The following is a 16,674-nucleotide window of genomic DNA, read 5'->3' as shown; positions in this document are numbered from 1 at the left end:
TTGCCATACATATTTACACATGCATCACAGATACGGCGACCAGGCAGGGAATTTGACCTGTCCATCAGTTGCCGGAAGACGCGCTTTGAAACGCCCATCAGTTGACACCAACTGCAGCACGGAGCCCATACCTTGCGTCGAGCTATAGATCACCATGGTGCCGTTTGGCGCAATACTAGGCGTTTCATCCAGGAAGGTACCGGTCAAAACCTGAACGGCGCCCGATCCAAGATCTTGTTTGGCGATGTGTTGCGCACCACTGTTGGTGCTGACCATCACCAGGAATTTACCGTCGGAGCTGACTTCAGAATCCTGGTTCTGAGAGCCTTCCCACGTCAGGCGCTGTGCGGCACCGCCGCTGGCGCTGATTTTATAAATCTGCGGACGCCCGCCCTGGTCGGAGGTAAACGCCAGAGACTGGCCATCCGGGAACCAGGTCGGTTCGGTGTTGTTGTTGCGGCCATCGGTCAGCTGCGTGATCTGGCCGGAGCCGAGGTTCATCACGTACAGGTTCAGGCTGCCGCTCTTGGACAGCGCGAAGGCCAGTTTGCTGCCGTCCGGCGAGAACGCCGGCGCACCGTTGTGGCGCGGGAACGAGGCGATCTGGCGGATGGCGCCGTTAGCCAGGGTCTGCACCACCAGCGCGGAACGGCCGCTCTCGAAGGTCACGTAAGCCAGTTTGCTGCCGTCCGGCGACCAGGCCGGGGACATCAGCGGCTCAGGCGAACGGTGCACCGTAAACTGGTTGTAACCGTCGTAATCCGCTACGCGCAGCTCATACGGGAATTTCCCGCCGTTGGTCTGCACGACGTAGGCGATACGGGTACGGAACGCGCCCTTGATGCCGGTCAGCTTCTCGAACACTTCGTCGCTGGCGGTATGGGCAGAATAACGCAACCACTGTTTGGTCACTTTATACTGATTCTGCGCCAATACGGTGCCCGGCGAACCCGAGGTGTCCACCAGCTGGTAGGAGATCAGGTAGCTACCGTCGGCGCCAGGTTGAACCTGGCCGACAACCACGGCGTCGATGCCCAGCGCAGTCCAGGCCGCCGGGGTCACTTCAGACGCGGAGGTCGGTTGCTGCGGCATGCGCGCCACGTCGATCGGGTTGAATTTTCCGCTGTTGCGCAGATCCGCGCCGACAATCTTGCCAATATCTTCCGGCGGCGTGCCTGGGCCCGCCCATTTAAACGGCACCACGCCAATCGGACGAGCGGAGTCGACCCCTTGGGTGATTTCAATGCGAACTTCCGCGTGCAGCACGGACGCCCACAGAATTAAAAAACCTAGCGCTACTCGAAATGCCTGCTTCATCTCATCTCCCTTATCCAGGCGGGATGCCTGCGATAAATTAGCAGAATTTTAACAAACCAACTTACGTAAAACTACATAATCCCTGTTGGTTACCTTAGTACATCCCTGTGATATCACTCAGTCAATCAACCGTTATTTCGGTTTGAATTCAAGGATAGAATTCTTAAAGTGCTGATAAACGGCATCGCTCGGCGGCTTCGGTATATGCGCCAACTTGGCGGCAGACACCGCGGCCTGACACAGCGCCGGATCGCCGCCCGCCGCTTGTACGCTTATCAGCAGGCCGTCCGGCGCCAGCTTGATACGCAGATCGCAGGTTTTGCCGGCGAACGAGCTGGCGTCATAGAACTTGCTCTGAATCGCCCCCTGAATTTGCCCCATATAACCGCTGATATCCGCCCCGCTGGCCCCAGCCGTTTTGGCATTGCCCTGCCCGGCCGGTTTACCGTCGCCCTTCGATTTGGCACCGCCGCCTTTCGGCGCGTTCTTGCCGTCCGCCAGGCCACCAAACAGATCGTTGACCTCCTCCGATTGCTTCGCAGCCTCAGCGGCGGCCTTCTTCTTGGCGTCCGCGGCGGCTTTCTTGGCGGCAGCGGCTTTCTCGGCTGCAGCTTTCTTCTCGGCTTCCGCTGCGGCTTTTTTCTCGGCTTCAGCGGCCGCTTTCTTCTCCGCAGCTTCTGCGGCTTTTTGCTCTGCGGCGGCGGCCGCGGCTTTCTTCGCCTCTTCCGCCTGTTTCTTGGCGGCGGCAGCGGCGGCCGCTTCTTTCTTGGCTTCCGCTTCGGCTTTCTTCTGCGCGTCCGCCTGCGCTTTGGCTATCTTGTCCGCTTCAGCCTTCGCCTTCGCGGCGGCGGCCTCGGCGACCTTCTGTTGCTCTTTGGCCTTGGCTGCGGCGGCTTCCGCCGCTTTTTGCTGCTCGGCTGCCTGTTTCTGCTGCTCCGCCGCCTTCTGCTGTTGCTCAGCCTGCGCTTTGGCGTCCTGCGCGGCTTTCTCCTGCGCCGCCAAACGCTCTTTCTCCAGCTCTTTCAGGCGCTGCTGTTGCTCCGCCTGCTTCTGCTGAAGCTCTTCGGCCTGTTGCTCCGCCTTTTTCTGGCGCTGCTTTTCGGCACGCTGCGCATCGTTGCTCTGCTGCTGCTGGCGATTGTACTGCTCCACCACCGCGCCGGGATCGACCATCACCGCGCCCACCACGGTGCCATCACCGCCACCGCCGGCGCCCATGTCGACATTTTCCTGCAGCGATCCCCAAATCAGCAGGGCAATCAGTATGAAGTGCAGAACGACCGAAACAATAACGGCGCGGTTCAGCTTATCGTTTTGCTCAGTTGCCTTTACCAAAATAGATTCCCAAAAACTGGTGTTGCTTATACGGGGTTCCTGGGCCGCAGCGCAGGAACCGGGTTGCCGTTCGCCTTACGGTCAGATTGGCTGGGTCATCAGCCCCACGGAAGCCACGCCCGCCTGATGGAGAATATTCAATGCCTTGATAATCTCATCATAAGGGACTTCCTTCGCACCGCCGATCAAAAAGACCGTTTTCGGGTTAGCCGCCAAACGCGACTTGGCTTCGGCCGCGACTTGCTCAGGCGGCAACAGCTCCATACGGTTGTGATCCACCACCAGGGTGTATTGACCTACGCCGGAAACCTCGAGGATCACCGGCGGATTGTCATCGCTGGACACCGTTTTGGAATCGGTGGCGTCCGGCAGGTCAACCTCCACGCTCTGCGTGATGATTGGCGCGGTTGCCATAAAGATCAGCAGCAGCACCAGCAACACGTCGAGCAGCGGAACGATGTTAATTTCGGACTTCAGCTCGCGCCGACTACGTCCACGTACTCTCGCCATGCTACCTCCTACTTATTTGCTGTCGCTGGAGAAGGCCTGACGATGCAGAATAGCGGTGAACTCTTCCATAAAGTTGTCGTAATTCTGCTCAAGCTTGTTGACGCGCTGGTTGAGACGGTTATAGGCCATGACCGCCGGGATGGCGGCGAACAGACCGATCGCGGTGGCGATCAGCGCTTCGGCGATACCCGGCGCCACCATCTGCAGCGTGGCTTGCTTCACCGCGCCCAGTGCGATAAAGGCGTGCATGATCCCCCACACGGTGCCGAACAGGCCGATGTACGGGCTGATCGAACCGACGGTGCCGAGGAACGGAATATGGGTTTCCAGCGTTTCCAGCTCGCGGTTCATCGAAATGCGCATCGCGCGCGACGCCCCTTCGATCACCGACTCCGGCGCATGGTTGTTGGCGCGGTGCAGGCGGGCGAACTCTTTGAAGCCGGAATGGAAGATCTGCTCGGAGCCGGTCAGGCTATCGCGACGCGCCTGACTTTCCTGGTACAGACGGGAAAGCTCGATACCGGACCAGAATTTGTCTTCAAAGGCTTCGGCGTCACGCGTCGCCGCATTGAGGATGCGGGTGCGCTGAATGATGATCGCCCAGGAGGCTACCGAGAAGCATATCAAAATCAACATGATAAGCTTAACCAGCAGGCTCGCCTTCAAGAATAAATCTAGGATGTTCATGTCAGTCACTGCTTAAACTCCGCGACAATAGACTTAGGAAGCGCTCTCGGCTTCATTTGGTGTGGATCAATACAGGCAATCAGGACATCTGCCTGGCTCAGTAGGGCCCCGTCAGAATTGACAATGCGTTGAGCAAACGTGAGAGAAGCCCCGCGCAGACAGGTGATTTCACTCTGTACCTCCAGTTGCTCGTCGAGACGAGCCGGAGCCAGATAATCCACCGTCATGCGCCGGACGACAAAAGCGACTTGTTCACTGAGCAGCTGCTGTTGATGAAAGTTGTGCTGACGCAGCATCTCTGTGCGCGCTCTTTCAAAAAAGGCGACGTAGCGGGCGTGATAGACCACACCACTGGCATCGGTATCCTCGTAGTAAACGCGAACCGGCCATCGAAACAACGTATTACTCACTCTACTTCCCAGCAATGCAATTTAACGCTGCTACTATACGCAAGACGGATCGGGTTGGGAATGGGTTACAAGATGGGAATGAAAATAATTATGGGCCGTGAGGGCCCATAACATGGGGACATCGGGGAGATTATAAAGAAACGTAAAGTAATCCTGCGCACAAGATCACAATTGCGGGAAGCGGCGCGAAAAAGGCCCGCCAAATGCTGCGCTGCGGGCGGAATCCGAAACCGTGGATCACCCCGGCGCACACCGCCCAAATCAGCAGCAGCCCTTCCCAAATCTCCAGCGAGCTGGTTTTGGCGGCGAAACGCGTCGGATCCCAGAACACGCACCCCGCCAAAACCAACGCCAGCACCAGGGAAAGGGCCCGGATCGGGCCCTTGTCGGTGACAGCGTACAGCTTGTCAATCACGGACGAGCTCATCACTTACCGTCTTGCTGAGCTTTGGTCGCTTCGCTCTGCTCAAGCGCCAGCGCCGTGATGATGCCGAAGGCGCAGGCAAGAAGCGTTCCGAGAATCCAGGCAAAATACCACATGGTTTAGCTCCTTATCCTTAGTACAGCGAATGCTTGTTGTTTTCGATGTAGTTCTTGTCGAGGCGACCGAACATTTTGTAGTACGACCAGCTGGTGTACGCCAAAACGATAGGCACAAAGATCGCCGCCACGACGGTCATCACTTTCAGCGTCAACAGGCTCGACGTCGCGTCCCACATGGTCAGGCTGACGTTAGGCACGGTGCTGGACGGCATCACGAACGGGAACATGGTGACCCCGGCGGTGAGGATGACGCAGGCGATGGTCAGCGACGAGGTGACGAACGCCAGCGCGCCTTTCTCCAGACGCGAGAACAGGATGGTGAACAACGGCAGCACCACGCCCAGCGCAGGCAACGCCCACAGCAGCGGATACTTGTTGAAGTTGATCAGCCAGGCGCCGGCCTGATGCGCCACTTCTTTACGCATCGGGTTGGATTCCGCCAGGGTGTCCAGCGCCGACGTCACGACGAAGCCGTCGATGCCTTTCACCAGCCATACGCCCGCCAGCAGGAAGCACACCGCCATGATCAGCGTCGCGATCTGCGCCGCAGCGCGTGAACGCAGGTGGATCTCGCCGGTGGTGCGCATTTGCAGGTAGGTCGCCCCCTGGGTGACCAGCATGGTCAGGCTGACCACGCCCGCCAACAGACCGAACGGATTCAGCAGTTGGAAGAAGTTGCCGGTGTAGAACAGGCGCATGTACTCGTCCATGTGGAACGGCACGCCCTGCAGCAGGTTGCCGAACGCCACGCCGAAGACCACGGCAGGCACAAAGGAGCCGATGAAGATGCCCCAGTCCCACATGTTGCGCCAGCGGCTGCTCTCCAGCTTGGAACGGTAATCGAAACCGACCGGGCGGAAGAACAAGGCGGCCAGCACCAGGATCATGGCGACGTAGAAGCCGGAGAAGGCCGCTGCGTAGACCATCGGCCAGGCGGCGAACAGCGCGCCGCCGGCGGTGATCAGCCACACCTGGTTACCGTCCCAGTGCGGGGCGATGGAGTTGATCATCACCCGGCGCTCGGTATCGGTTTTCCCGATGATGCGCACCAGAATGCCGACGCCCATGTCGAAACCGTCGGTGACGGCGAAGCCGATCAGCAGTACGCCAACCAGGACCCACCAAATAAATCGCAGTACTTCATAGTCAAACATACGTGGACTCCTGTTTAGCGCGCTTCCTGCACGGCGGCAGTCGGTTGTTCAAAGTGATAGCGGCCGGTTTTCAGGCTGCTTGGACCCAGACGCGCAAACTTGAACATCAGGTACAATTCAGCCACCAGGAACAGGGTGTACAAGCCGCAGATCAGCCCCATCGAGAACAGAATGTCGCCCGCGGTCAGCGAAGAGTTGGCGACCGCCGTCGGCAGCACCTCACCAATCGCCCACGGTTGGCGGCCGTATTCCGCCACGAACCAGCCGGACTCGATCGCGATCCAAGGCAGCGGCAAACCGTACAGCGCCGCGCGGTGCAGCCATTTTTTCTGGCCGATGCGGCCGCGGATCACGTTCCAGAACGACAGGCCGATGATCAACAGCATGATCACGCCACAGGCCACCATGATGCGGAAGGCGAAGTACAGCGGCGCCACGCGCGGAATGGAGTCCTTGGTCGCCAGCTGGATCTGCGCTTCCGTCGCGTCGGTGACGTTCGGGGTATAGCGCTTCAGCAGCATGCCGTAGCCCAGGTCTTGCTTGGTTTTGTTGAATTCGGCGCGCACCGCAGGGTCGGTGTTGCCGCCGCGCAGCTCTTCCAGCAGCTGGTAGGCTTTCATCCCGTTGCGGATGCGCACTTCATGCTGCGCCATCAGATCTTTCAGGCCGGTGACCTGAGTGTCCGTGGAGCGGGTGGCGATCAGGCCAAGCGCATACGGGATCTGAATAGAGAAGGAGTTTTCCATCTTGTCCTGATCGGGAATGCCGAACAGGGTGAAGGACGCCGGCGCCGGCTGGGTGTCCCATTCCGCTTCGATAGCGGCCAGTTTGGTTTTCTGCACGTCGCCCATTTCGTAGCCGGATTCATCACCCAGAACGATAACGGACAGAATGGCAGCCATACCGAAGCTGGCAGCGATGGCGAAGGAGCGCTTGGCGAAGGCGATGTCGCGGCCTTTCAGCAGGTAGTAGGAGCTGATGCCCAGAACGAACATCGCGCCGCAGGTGTAGCCGGAAGCCACGGTGTGAACGAATTTCACCTGCGCAACCGGGTTAAGCACCAGTTCGGAGAAGCTGACCATCTCCATGCGCATGGTTTCGAAGTTGAAATCCGACGCGATCGGGTTCTGCATCCAGCCGTTGGCGACCAGGATCCACAGCGCGGACAGGTTGGAGCCGAGGGCCACAAACCAGGTTACCGCCATGTGCTGCACCTTGCTCAGACGATCCCAGCCGAAGAAGAACAGGCCGACCAGCGTCGATTCAAGGAAGAACGCCATCAGACCTTCGATAGCCAGTGGGGCCCCGAAGATATCGCCGACGTAGTGAGAGAAATACGACCAGTTAGTCCCGAACTGGAACTCCATGGTCAAACCGGTGGCCACACCCAGAGCAAAGTTAATCGCAAATAACTTTCCCCAGAATTTGGTCATGTCTTTATAGATTTGTTTGCCAGACAGGACATATACCGTTTCCATAATTGCCAGCAAGAACGCCATACCGAGCGTTAATGGGACAAATAAGAAATGGTACATCGCCGTTAAAGCAAACTGTAAGCGCGACAGTTCGACAATATCAAACATCTTGACTCCTTGCTCCTCGCAGGAAGACTCCGACACGCGGTTATCGGCACGCCTCTTTCAAAGCCGCCAGTAACGCCCCGCAGTGAATGCCCTTAAACACAACAAATTTGATCCAGCTTCTCCGCTTTCAACCGCACACTCGGCCAATAGCCCCTCGGGCCCTCGACAAGCACGCCACTGAAAACCGACAACGGGTAACAAATGCAACAAGATCAACCATCCATAATCACAACATGGATGATACTCGCCCAATCCCACACAATAAATAGGTTTTTACGTGACGTGGGTTAGACTTTTGGTTACAGGTCAAATCTTAGCCGAAAGAGGTACTTCGGGCTAATTTGATCTGAGACAATTTAAGCCTATCCGCATCTTATTTCCATATTCATCAGCACATTTCGCATAATTTTCTTAGGGTCATGTTGCGCAATGGTTTAATTGTTTTTTAATGATATTTTTGTGTTAAATAAATGTAATTTAAAAGAGCCGCCATTGTATTATTACGCGCTTATTATGCGACATAATTAACCTTTTATTTCCAATAAGCCGTGACAGTGATAGCAGTCACAAAACAACAAATCTCTCTCCAATATTAGTCTATTTCTCGCGATGGGATCGTAAAGGTTGCGATTTTGTAGCAGAATGACCACTTATGTTAAAATTGCATTGAGTGACAATAACTTATGAAAAAAATCATCTTTGCCTCTGTCTTGGGACTCTCGGGAAACGCCATGGCCGCCGAAACGGTAAATATCACCCTGCTGGGCACCTCCGATCTGCACGGCACCTTCGTGCCCTGGGACTACGCCAGCGACACGGAGAATCTGGCGGGCAGCCTGAGCCAGATAGCCACCCAGGTGAAAAAGGTGCGCGCCGAGCAGCCCAACCTGATCCTGGTGGACGCCGGCGACACCATTCAGGGCAACTTCGTCGAAACCTTCAAGCATGAGGCCGTCAGCCCGATGATGCTGGGCCTCAACGCGCTCAATTATGACGTCTGGGTGATGGGCAACCACGAGTTCGACTTCGGCCTGCCGGTGCTGGCTACGCCGCTCAAGCAGTTCAAGGGCGCGGCGCTGGCGGGCAATATCGTCTGGGACAACGGCAAGCCCTATCTGCCGGCCTACACCATCGTCGAACGCCAGGGCGTGAAGATCGGCATTATCGGCATGGACACGCCGATGACCGCGGAATTCGCCAAGGGCACCGATCGCATCAAAGGGCTGAACTTCACCGATCCGGTGCAGGCGGTGAAGCAGGTCATCAGGCAAATCGACGGCCAGGTCGACGCCATCGTGCTGGTGGCGCATATGGGCATCGACAATGAGAACCAGCGCCCCGGCACCGGCGTGGCCGACATCGCCAACGCCAACCCGGAGCTGGCGGCGATCGTCGCCGGCCATATGCATGTGAAGATCGACAAAGCGGTGGTTAACGGCGTCATCATCACCGAGCCGGATAAATACGGTCGCGCGCTGTCGCGCATCGATCTGCAGTTTGAACGCCGCGACGGCAAATTCACGCTGATCGACAAAAACAGCTACACCTACCCCATCAAGGGGATGACGCCGGACAGCGCCATGCAGGCGCTCTACCAGCCGTACCATGACATTTTGCGCGCCAATGCCAACCGGGTCGTGGCGAAGCTGAGCGGCAGCGATCTGGTGCCCGCCGACGAATTCCGCGGCATTCCCCAGGTGCACGTGCAGGATACCGGCATCAGCGCGCTGTTCCAGCAGGCCGCCCGCCACTATGCGCCGCTGGCGCAGGTGATCGCCCTGCAGATCGACAACGATCGCGCCAAACTGGACGTCGGCGACATCAAGGCCAAGGACATCGCCTTTAACTACCAATACGCCGGCGGCGAGATCACCGTGTATCAGCTCAACGGCAAAGCGCTTAAACGCTACATGGAGTGGTCCGCCGACTATTTCAATCAGCTGCAGCCGGGCGACGTCACCTACAGCTTTAACCCGGCGCGGCGATCGTCCAAATATTCCACCAACGATTTCTTCGACGGCGTCACTTACACCATCGACCTGCGCCAACCCGCCGGCTCGCGCATCGTCGATCTGCGCCTGACGGACGGCACGCCGGTCACCGACGATATGCCGATCCGCCTGGGCATGAACAGTTACCGCATGGGCCACCTGACGCAAAAGGGTGGCGCGCTGGAGGGGCAATCCTTCACGGTGCTGTTCGACAGCAAAGCGCAATACGGTGAAGAAGAAGGCACCATTCGCCACCTGACCCTGCGCTACCTGACGGAAGTGAAACACGGCCAGTATCAGGGCGTGCCGCCGCAGCGCTGGAAGCTGGTCGGCATGGAGGGTTACGAACCGCAGCGGGCGATCGTCAAACGGCTGCTCAATGAGGGCGTTATCCAGGTACCGACCACCGACGACGGCCGCTACACCAACGTCGCGTCGATCAACGTCAAAAACGCGCTGTTCCGCAACGCCGAAGATTACCGCGCCGCCCTCACCTCGCTGGAGCAACAGCGCCAAGCCGCCGTGGATCCGGTGCAACAGCGCCGCCTGCAGGATCGGATCGCGCTGATCAAGGCGCTCAACGACTTCTGATCGTCGCCCATAAAAAAGGCCACCCAATGGGTGGCCAAACATGTCGAGATAGTGTTATTTCGTACTAAATGCTTAGCGCTTCAGCACCGCTTTTACCGCGTCGCCGATGTCTGCCAGGCTGCGAACGGTTTTCACGCCCGCCGCTTCCAGCGCAGCAAACTTCTCGTCCGCCGTGCCTTTGCCGCCTGCGATAATGGCGCCCGCGTGGCCCATACGCTTGCCTTTCGGCGCGGTCACGCCGGCGATATAGCCGACAACCGGTTTGGTGACGTGTTCTTTGATGTAAGCTGCTGCTTCTTCTTCAGCGCTGCCGCCGATCTCACCGATCATCACGATCGCTTCGGTCTGCGGATCCTGCTGGAACATCTTCAGGATATCGATGAAGTTGGAGCCCGGGATCGGGTCGCCGCCGATGCCCACGCAGGTGGATTGGCCCAGACCGGCATCGGTGGTTTGTTTTACCGCTTCATAGGTCAGGGTGCCGGAGCGGGAAACGATGCCCACTTTGCCCGGCAGGTGGATGTGGCCAGGCATGATGCCGATTTTGCACTCGCCCGGGGTGATCACGCCTGGGCAGTTCGGCCCGATCATGCGCACGCCGGCTTCGTCCAGCTTCACTTTCACGGTCAGCATGTCCAGCGTCGGGATGCCTTCGGTGATGGTGATGATCAGTTTGATACCGGCATCGATCGCTTCCAGGATGGAGTCTTTGCAGAACGGCGCTGGAACGTAGATCACAGAGGCAGTGGCGCCGGTCGCTTCAACCGCTTCGCGCACGGTGTTGAACACCGGCAGGCCCAGGTGCTGAGTGCCGCCTTTGCCCGGGGTTACGCCGCCAACCATTTTGGTGCCGTAAGCGATAGCTTGTTCGGAGTGGAAAGTCCCCTGGCTACCGGTGAAGCCCTGGCAAATTACTTTGGTGTTCTTATCGATTAAAATGGACATTATTTACCCTCCACTGCTGCAACAACTTGCTGAGCCGCATCAGTCAGGCTGGTCGCAGCAATGATATTCAGGCCGCTGTCCGCCAGTTTCTTGGCGCCCAGTTCGGCGTTGTTCCCTTCCAAGCGCACCACCACCGGGACGTTAACGCCCACTTCGGCCACTGCGCCGATGATGCCGTCGGCGATCAGATCGCAACGTACGATACCACCGAAGATGTTAACCAGAACCGCTTTCACCTTGTCGTCGGACAGGATGATTTTGAACGCTTCGGTCACGCGCTCTTTGGTCGCGCCGCCGCCAACGTCCAGGAAGTTGGCCGGTTCGCCGCCGTGCAGTTTAACGATGTCCATGGTGCCCATCGCCAGGCCGGCGCCGTTAACCATGCAGCCGATGTTGCCGTCGAGGGCAACGTAGTTCAGTTCCCACTGAGCCGCACGGGATTCGCGCTCGTCTTCCTGGGAAGGGTCACGCATTTCACGCAGTTCCGGCTGGCGGAACAGGGCGTTGCCGTCGGCGCCCAGTTTGCCGTCCAGGCACACCAGATCGCCCTGCTTGGTGATCACCAGCGGGTTGATCTCAACCATCGCCAGGTCACGCTCCAGGAACAGCGTCGCCAGGCCCATGAAGATCTTGGCGAACTGGCTGACTTGCTTACCGGTCAGGCCCAGTTTGAAGGCCAGCTCACGGCCCTGATAAGGCTGTGGACCCGCCAGCGGATCGATGGTCATTTTGTGGATCAGTTCTGGGGTTTCTTCCGCCACCTTCTCGATTTCCACGCCGCCTTCGGTAGACGCCATGAACACGATGCGACGGGTCGCACGGTCTACGACGGCGCCCAGGTACAGTTCTTTATCGATGTCGGTCGCCGCTTCAACCAGGATCTGGTTAACCGGCTGGCCCAGCGCGTCAGTCTGGTAAGTCACCAGACGCTTGCCCAACCAGGCTTCCGCGAAGGCACGGATATCTTCTTTGCTGTTGACGACTTTAACGCCGCCCGCTTTACCGCGGCCGCCAGCATGAACCTGACATTTCACCACCCACGGGCCGGAGCCGATTTTGGATGCGGCTTCTTCTGCTTCACGCGGAGTGGTACAGGCGTAACCGGTTGGTGCCGGCATGCCATACCGAGCAAACAGCTGTTTTGCCTGATATTCGTGTAAATTCATGATGTTCTATCCATTCAGTTCTGAAGGTTTTTAGCCGGACCATTATTACGCGGTAAACCGCATGGTTTTCCGGCCACATAGCACAGAGTGCGGGCGCGGCATGCCGCGCCCGGCAAGGGTTACTAGACGTCCAGCAGCAGACGAGCCGGATCTTCCAGCATCTCTTTGACCGTCACCAGATAACCGACGGATTCTTTACCGTCGATCAGGCGGTGGTCATAAGACAGCGCCAGATACATCATCGGCTGGATCACCACCTGACCATTGACCGCCATTGGGCGATCTTTAATGGCGTGCATGCCCAGGATGGCGCTCTGCGGCGGGTTGATGATCGGGGTAGACATCAGGGAGCCGAATACGCCGCCGTTGGTAATGGTGAAGTTACCGCCGGTCAGCTCTTCCACGGTCAGTTTGCCGTCGCGGCCCTTAACGGCCAGCTCTTTGATTTTCTTCTCAATGTCAGCCATGCTCATGGCGTCCACATCGCGCAGTACCGGCGTCACCAGGCCGCGCGGGGTCGAAACCGCGATGCTGATGTCGAAGTAGTTGTGGTAAACCACGTCAGAACCATCGATCGACGCGTTCACTTCCGGGAAGCGCTTCAGTGCTTCAACCACCGCCTTGATGTAGAAGGACATGAAGCCCAGACGCACGCCGTGGCGCTTCTCGAAGGCTTCGCCGTACTGCTTGCGCAGATCCATGATCGGCTGCATGTTGATTTCGTTGAAGGTGGTCAGCATCGCGGTGCTGTTCTTCGCTTCCAGCAGACGCTCGGCGACGCGTTTGCGCAGGCGAGTCATCGGCACGCGTTTTTCGCTGCGGCCGGCCAGAGCAGGCTGCGGCGCGGCTTCAGCGGCGGCGGCCGGTTTGGCGGCGGCGCCGCCTTTGGCCAGGTGCGCTTCCACGTCTTCACGCGTGATGCGGCCACCCACGCCGGTGCCTTTGATGGCGCTGGCATCGAGATCGTGTTCGGCGATCAGGCGGCGAATCGCCGGGCTGAGCGCGTCATTGCTTTCTTCTTCCAGGCTCGCGGTAGCGCGCTGTGCAGGCGTGGCTTCTTTCTCCTGGCTCTTCTCAGCGGTCGGCTTGCCGGAGCTGTCGCCCGGACGGATGCGGCCGAGCAGCTGGCGAGACAGTACGGTCGCACCCTCTTCTTCCACGATAGCATCGAGAATGCCCGCTTCACTGGCCGGCACTTCCAACACCACTTTGTCGGTTTCGATTTCAACCAGGACTTCATCACGCTGCACGCTGTCGCCCGGTTTTTTGTGCCAGGTGGCTACGGTCGCATCGGCAACCGATTCAGGAAGGTCAGGAACCAGAATATCTACGCTACTCATTTAGCTTTCCCTTAAGTTTTTTATCATCTGCTTGCCGGCCCCTTGGCCGGCAAGCGAGCGAACATTAGTCAATATTCAGCGCGTCGTTCACCAGAGCCTGCTGCTGCTTCTGGTGTACGGACATATAGCCCACCGCCGGAGAAGCGGAGGCCGGACGTCCTGCGTAGCGTAAAGAAGCCCCGAACGGCACCACTTCACGGAAGTTGTGTTGGCTGCAGTACCAGGCGCCCTGGTTCAGCGGCTCTTCCTGACACCAGACGAAATCATGCACGTGCGAGTATTGCTCCAGCACGGCCTGCACGGCCTGATGCGGGAACGGATACAGCTGCTCGATACGCACGATGGCCACGTCTTTCTGCTCGTTCTTGCGACGCTGTTCCAGCAGGTCGTAGTAGACCTTGCCGGAGCACAGCACGACGCGCTTGACCGCTTTCGGATCCAAGTCGTCGATCTCGCCGATCGCCGGCAGGAAGGTGCCGTTGGCCAGTTCGTCCAGCGAAGAAATCGCCAGCGGGTGACGCAGCAGCGACTTCGGCGACATCACCACCAGCGGACGGCGCATACCGCGCAGCGCCTGACGGCGCAGCATATGGTAAACCTGCGCCGGCGTGGACGGGACGCACACCTGCATGTTCTGCTCTGCGCACAGCTGCAGATAGCGTTCCAGACGCGCGGAAGAGTGCTCTGGGCCCTGGCCTTCATAGCCGTGCGGCAGCAGCATCACCAGGCCGCACATACGGCCCCATTTTTGCTCGCCGGAACTGATGAACTGGTCGATAACGACCTGCGCGCCGTTGGCGAAGTCGCCGAACTGCGCTTCCCAGATGGTCAGCGTGCGCGGTTCCGCCGTGGCGTAGCCGTATTCGAACGCCAGCACCGCCTCTTCGGACAGCACGGAATCCCAGACCTTGAATTCGCCCTGGCCGCTGTGGATGTTCGCCAGCGGAACGTAGACGGAACCGTTTTTCTGGTTGTGCACCACCGCGTGACGGTGGAAGAAGGTACCGCGGCCGGCGTCTTCGCCGGAGATGCGGATTGGAATGCCTTCATCCGCCATGGTGGCGTAGGCCAGCGTTTCGGCGGCGCCCCAGTCGAACGGCTTGTTGCCCGCTGCCATCTCGGCGCGGTCCGCGTAGATTTTCGCCACGCGCGACTGCATTTCGATCGCTTCCGGCACGGTGCTGATGCGGCGGCCCAGCTCCTGCAGGCGCTTCATCTCAACCTTGCTCGGGTACTCTTCGTCCCACTCGTGGTTCAGGTACGGAGACCAGGTGAAGGAGTGCAGGTTCATCGGACGCCATTCTTCAACCACGCAATCGCCGCGGTCGAGCGCGTCACGGTATAGGTTGACCATTTCCGTGGCATCTTCCAGGCTGGCCACGTTCTGTTCGGTCAGAACGTCAGCGTAGATTTTGCGCGGCGTAGGGTGTTTCTTGATCTTCTGATACATCACCGGCTGGGTAGCGCTCGGCTCGTCGGCCTCGTTGTGCCCATGGCGACGGTAGCAGACCAGATCGATCATCACGTCACGCTTAAAGGTGTTACGGAAATCCAACGCCAGGCGGGTGACGAAGGCCACGGCCTCCGGATCGTCCGCGTTGACGTGGAAGATCGGTGCCTGAACCATTTTGGCGATGTCGGTGCAGTATTCGGTAGAGCGCGCATCCAGCGGGTTGGAGGTGGTGAAACCAACCTGGTTGTTGATGACGATACGCACGGTGCCGCCCACTTCGTAGCCGCGAGCCTGAGACATGTTCAGGGTTTCCTGAACCACGCCCTGGCCGGTGATGGCGGCGTCGCCGTGAATGGTGATCGGCAGCACCATGTTGCTGCGCGCTTCGTCCAAGCGATCGCGACGGGCGCGAACCGAGCCCATGACCACCGGGCTGACGATCTCCAGGTGCGACGGGTTGAACGCCAGCGCCAGGTGAACCATGCCGCCTTCGGTTTCCACGTCGGAAGAGAAGCCCTGGTGGTATTTCACGTCACCGGTGCCGAGGTGTTCTTTATGCTTGCCGGCGAATTCGTCGAACAGATCGGCCGGCTTTTTGCCCAGCACGTTGATCAGCACGTTCAGACGGCCGCGGTGGGCCATGCCCAGCACCACTTCGCGCGTGCCGTTCTTGCCGGCGTGGCGCACCATCTCTTTCAGCATCGGCACCAGCGCGTCGCCGCCTTCCAGCGAGAAGCGTTTGGCGCCCGGGAATTTGGCGCCCAGGTAGCGTTCCAGGCCTTCCGCCGCGGTCAGCTCGTTCAGGAAACGGCGTTTTTCGTCGGCGGTAAAGCTGGCGCGCCCCACCACCGACTCGATGCGCTGTTGGATCCAGCGTTTCTCTTCGGTGTTGGTGATGTGCATGTACTCAGCGCCGATCGACCCGCAATAGGTCTGCTTCAACGCGGCGTACAGATCGCCCAGCTTCATGGTTTCTTTGCCGATGGCGAAAGAGCCCACGTTGAAGGTTTCCTGGAAATCGGCTTCGGTCAGGTTGTGGTAAGCGGGATCAAGGTCAGGAACTTGCTCGCGCTGCCACAGGCCGAGCGGATCGAGGTTGGCATGCTGATGCCCGCGGAAGCGGAAGGCGTTGATCAGCTGCAGTACCTTGACCTGTTTGGCGTCGGTTTCCGGATCGGTGATGGTGGTATTGTAGCGCGCGGAGTCTTTCGCCAGGCGGCGGAAGTAATCGCGCGTTTGAGAGTGAAGCTGATCGGGTTTGACACCCGCGGTTGGTAGCTGTTGAAAAATGGAACGCCAGCTATCTTCAACGGAACCCGGATCGGTTAAGAAGTCTTCATAGAGCTGCTCTATGTAAGACTGGTTCGCGCCCGCCAGATAGGAGGAATCCAGCCAGGCCTTCATTGCGCCGTTCTGCATCATGATCCCTTAAGCTTTGAAGCTTTAGTTTTCGCCGTGGTTAACATAATTACCGTGATGAATACGGTTTGCCGTAAAACGGTTCACTCGACGTACTTGCGGCCATGACGGCCCGATACGTTCTGTTATGGACCTTGCGGTCCCTTACAAGGAACCTCTAAAAACCGGCGGAAGAACCAGGCTGCATAGCGCCGCAGCCGCGGGTCAGTTTTTAGAGGTTCCCTCCCCTA

General features: G+C 58.7%; 14 protein-coding genes. 1 reads left to right on the top strand and 13 read right to left on the bottom strand.

From position 1 onward, the window contains the following. Nucleotides 1-24: 24 nt before the first annotated feature. From tolB to cydA, 9 genes are all read right to left on the bottom strand, one after another. Nucleotides 25-1,317, bottom strand: coding sequence for a Tol-Pal system beta propeller repeat protein TolB (tolB, locus tag ACJ8HH_RS01940; protein ID WP_004939856.1), 1,293 nt, complete (start codon nt 1,315-1,317; stop codon nt 25-27). 132 nt (nt 1,318-1,449) lie between these two features. After that, on the bottom strand, nt 1,450-2,652 hold the full coding sequence (tolA, locus tag ACJ8HH_RS01935; RefSeq protein WP_033647156.1) for a cell envelope integrity protein TolA: 1,203 nt from the start codon (nt 2,650-2,652) through the stop codon (nt 1,450-1,452). Between the two features lie 81 nt (nt 2,653-2,733). Further along, nucleotides 2,734-3,162, bottom strand: coding sequence for a colicin uptake protein TolR (gene tolR / locus ACJ8HH_RS01930; RefSeq protein ID WP_004939859.1), 429 nt, complete (start codon nt 3,160-3,162; stop codon nt 2,734-2,736). Nucleotides 3,163-3,174: 12 nt separating this feature from the next. Further along, the gene (gene tolQ, locus ACJ8HH_RS01925; protein ID WP_004939862.1) at nt 3,175-3,858 is read right to left on the bottom strand and encodes a Tol-Pal system protein TolQ; all 684 of its coding nucleotides are present in this window, start codon (nt 3,856-3,858) and stop codon (nt 3,175-3,177) included. Continuing rightward, nucleotides 3,855-4,259 carry a tol-pal system-associated acyl-CoA thioesterase gene (ybgC, locus tag ACJ8HH_RS01920; RefSeq protein WP_025160034.1) on the bottom strand — a complete coding sequence of 135 codons (405 nt, stop codon included), beginning with the start codon at nt 4,257-4,259 and terminating at the stop codon, nt 3,855-3,857. Before ybgC ends, tolQ begins: the two co-directional genes overlap by 4 nt. Nucleotides 4,260-4,389: 130 nt before the next feature. Continuing rightward, the gene (gene ybgE, locus ACJ8HH_RS01915) at nt 4,390-4,686 is read right to left on the bottom strand and encodes a cyd operon protein YbgE (RefSeq protein WP_033647158.1); all 297 of its coding nucleotides are present in this window, start codon (nt 4,684-4,686) and stop codon (nt 4,390-4,392) included. Continuing rightward, entirely contained in the window at nt 4,686-4,799 is a 114-nt protein-coding gene (cydX, locus tag ACJ8HH_RS01910; protein WP_004939868.1) for a cytochrome bd-I oxidase subunit CydX, read from the bottom strand. Before cydX ends, ybgE begins: the two co-directional genes overlap by 1 nt. A gap of 17 nt (nt 4,800-4,816) precedes the next feature. Continuing rightward, nucleotides 4,817-5,956: a cytochrome d ubiquinol oxidase subunit II gene (gene cydB / locus ACJ8HH_RS01905; RefSeq protein ID WP_019454033.1), complete on the bottom strand. Its 1,140-nt coding sequence runs from the start codon at nt 5,954-5,956 to the stop codon at nt 4,817-4,819. Nucleotides 5,957-5,970: 14 nt separating this feature from the next. Continuing rightward, nucleotides 5,971-7,539: a cytochrome ubiquinol oxidase subunit I gene (gene cydA, locus ACJ8HH_RS01900; protein WP_019454034.1), complete on the bottom strand. Its 1,569-nt coding sequence runs from the start codon at nt 7,537-7,539 to the stop codon at nt 5,971-5,973. Between the two features lie 683 nt (nt 7,540-8,222). On the opposite strand from cydA, the gene ACJ8HH_RS01895 reads away from it, so the two are divergent. Continuing rightward, complete coding sequence (locus ACJ8HH_RS01895) at nt 8,223-10,121, top strand: bifunctional metallophosphatase/5'-nucleotidase (protein ID WP_033647159.1); 1,899 nt, start codon at nt 8,223-8,225, stop codon at nt 10,119-10,121. Between the two features lie 72 nt (nt 10,122-10,193). On the opposite strand, the gene sucD is transcribed toward ACJ8HH_RS01895, so the two are convergent. From sucD to sucA, 4 genes are all read right to left on the bottom strand, one after another. After that, a complete protein-coding gene (sucD, locus tag ACJ8HH_RS01890) occupies nt 10,194-11,066 on the bottom strand; it encodes a succinate--CoA ligase subunit alpha (RefSeq protein WP_004939878.1) in 873 nt (290 codons plus the stop codon). Next, nucleotides 11,066-12,232: an ADP-forming succinate--CoA ligase subunit beta gene (gene sucC, locus ACJ8HH_RS01885; RefSeq protein ID WP_015376978.1), complete on the bottom strand. Its 1,167-nt coding sequence runs from the start codon at nt 12,230-12,232 to the stop codon at nt 11,066-11,068. Before sucC ends, sucD begins: the two co-directional genes overlap by 1 nt. 122 nt (nt 12,233-12,354) lie before the next feature. Beyond that, on the bottom strand, nt 12,355-13,572 hold the full coding sequence (gene odhB / locus ACJ8HH_RS01880; protein WP_049195548.1) for a 2-oxoglutarate dehydrogenase complex dihydrolipoyllysine-residue succinyltransferase: 1,218 nt from the start codon (nt 13,570-13,572) through the stop codon (nt 12,355-12,357). Nucleotides 13,573-13,636: 64 nt separating this feature from the next. Further along, on the bottom strand, nt 13,637-16,444 hold the full coding sequence (sucA, locus tag ACJ8HH_RS01875) for a 2-oxoglutarate dehydrogenase E1 component (RefSeq protein WP_033647497.1): 2,808 nt from the start codon (nt 16,442-16,444) through the stop codon (nt 13,637-13,639). Nucleotides 16,445-16,674 lie beyond the last annotated feature (230 nt).

This window comes from Serratia sp. CY32780 (assembly GCF_052169135.1).
Lineage (GTDB): Bacteria > Pseudomonadota > Gammaproteobacteria > Enterobacterales > Enterobacteriaceae > Serratia > Serratia sarumanii.
The sequence above is the reverse complement of the archived record's forward strand: the minus strand, read 5'-3'. Positions and strand labels throughout refer to the sequence as shown.

Coding starts and splice junctions, on each gene's coding strand:
- sucD (WP_004939878.1), bottom strand. CDS start 11,066: ATGTCCATTTTAATCGATAAGAACACCAAAGTAATTTGCCAGGGCTTC.
- cydA (WP_019454034.1), bottom strand. CDS start 7,539: ATGTTTGATATTGTCGAACTGTCGCGCTTACAGTTTGCTTTAACGGCG.
- tolB (WP_004939856.1), bottom strand. CDS start 1,317: ATGAAGCAGGCATTTCGAGTAGCGCTAGGTTTTTTAATTCTGTGGGCG.
- odhB (WP_049195548.1), bottom strand. CDS start 13,572: ATGAGTAGCGTAGATATTCTGGTTCCTGACCTTCCTGAATCGGTTGCC.
- tolR (WP_004939859.1), bottom strand. CDS start 3,162: ATGGCGAGAGTACGTGGACGTAGTCGGCGCGAGCTGAAGTCCGAAATT.
- sucC (WP_015376978.1), bottom strand. CDS start 12,232: ATGAATTTACACGAATATCAGGCAAAACAGCTGTTTGCTCGGTATGGC.
- sucA (WP_033647497.1), bottom strand. CDS start 16,444: ATGCAGAACGGCGCAATGAAGGCCTGGCTGGATTCCTCCTATCTGGCG.
- ybgE (WP_033647158.1), bottom strand. CDS start 4,686: ATGAGCTCGTCCGTGATTGACAAGCTGTACGCTGTCACCGACAAGGGC.
- cydX (WP_004939868.1), bottom strand. CDS start 4,799: ATGTGGTATTTTGCCTGGATTCTCGGAACGCTTCTTGCCTGCGCCTTC.
- ACJ8HH_RS01895 (WP_033647159.1), top strand. CDS start 8,223: ATGAAAAAAATCATCTTTGCCTCTGTCTTGGGACTCTCGGGAAACGCC.
- cydB (WP_019454033.1), bottom strand. CDS start 5,956: ATGTTTGACTATGAAGTACTGCGATTTATTTGGTGGGTCCTGGTTGGC.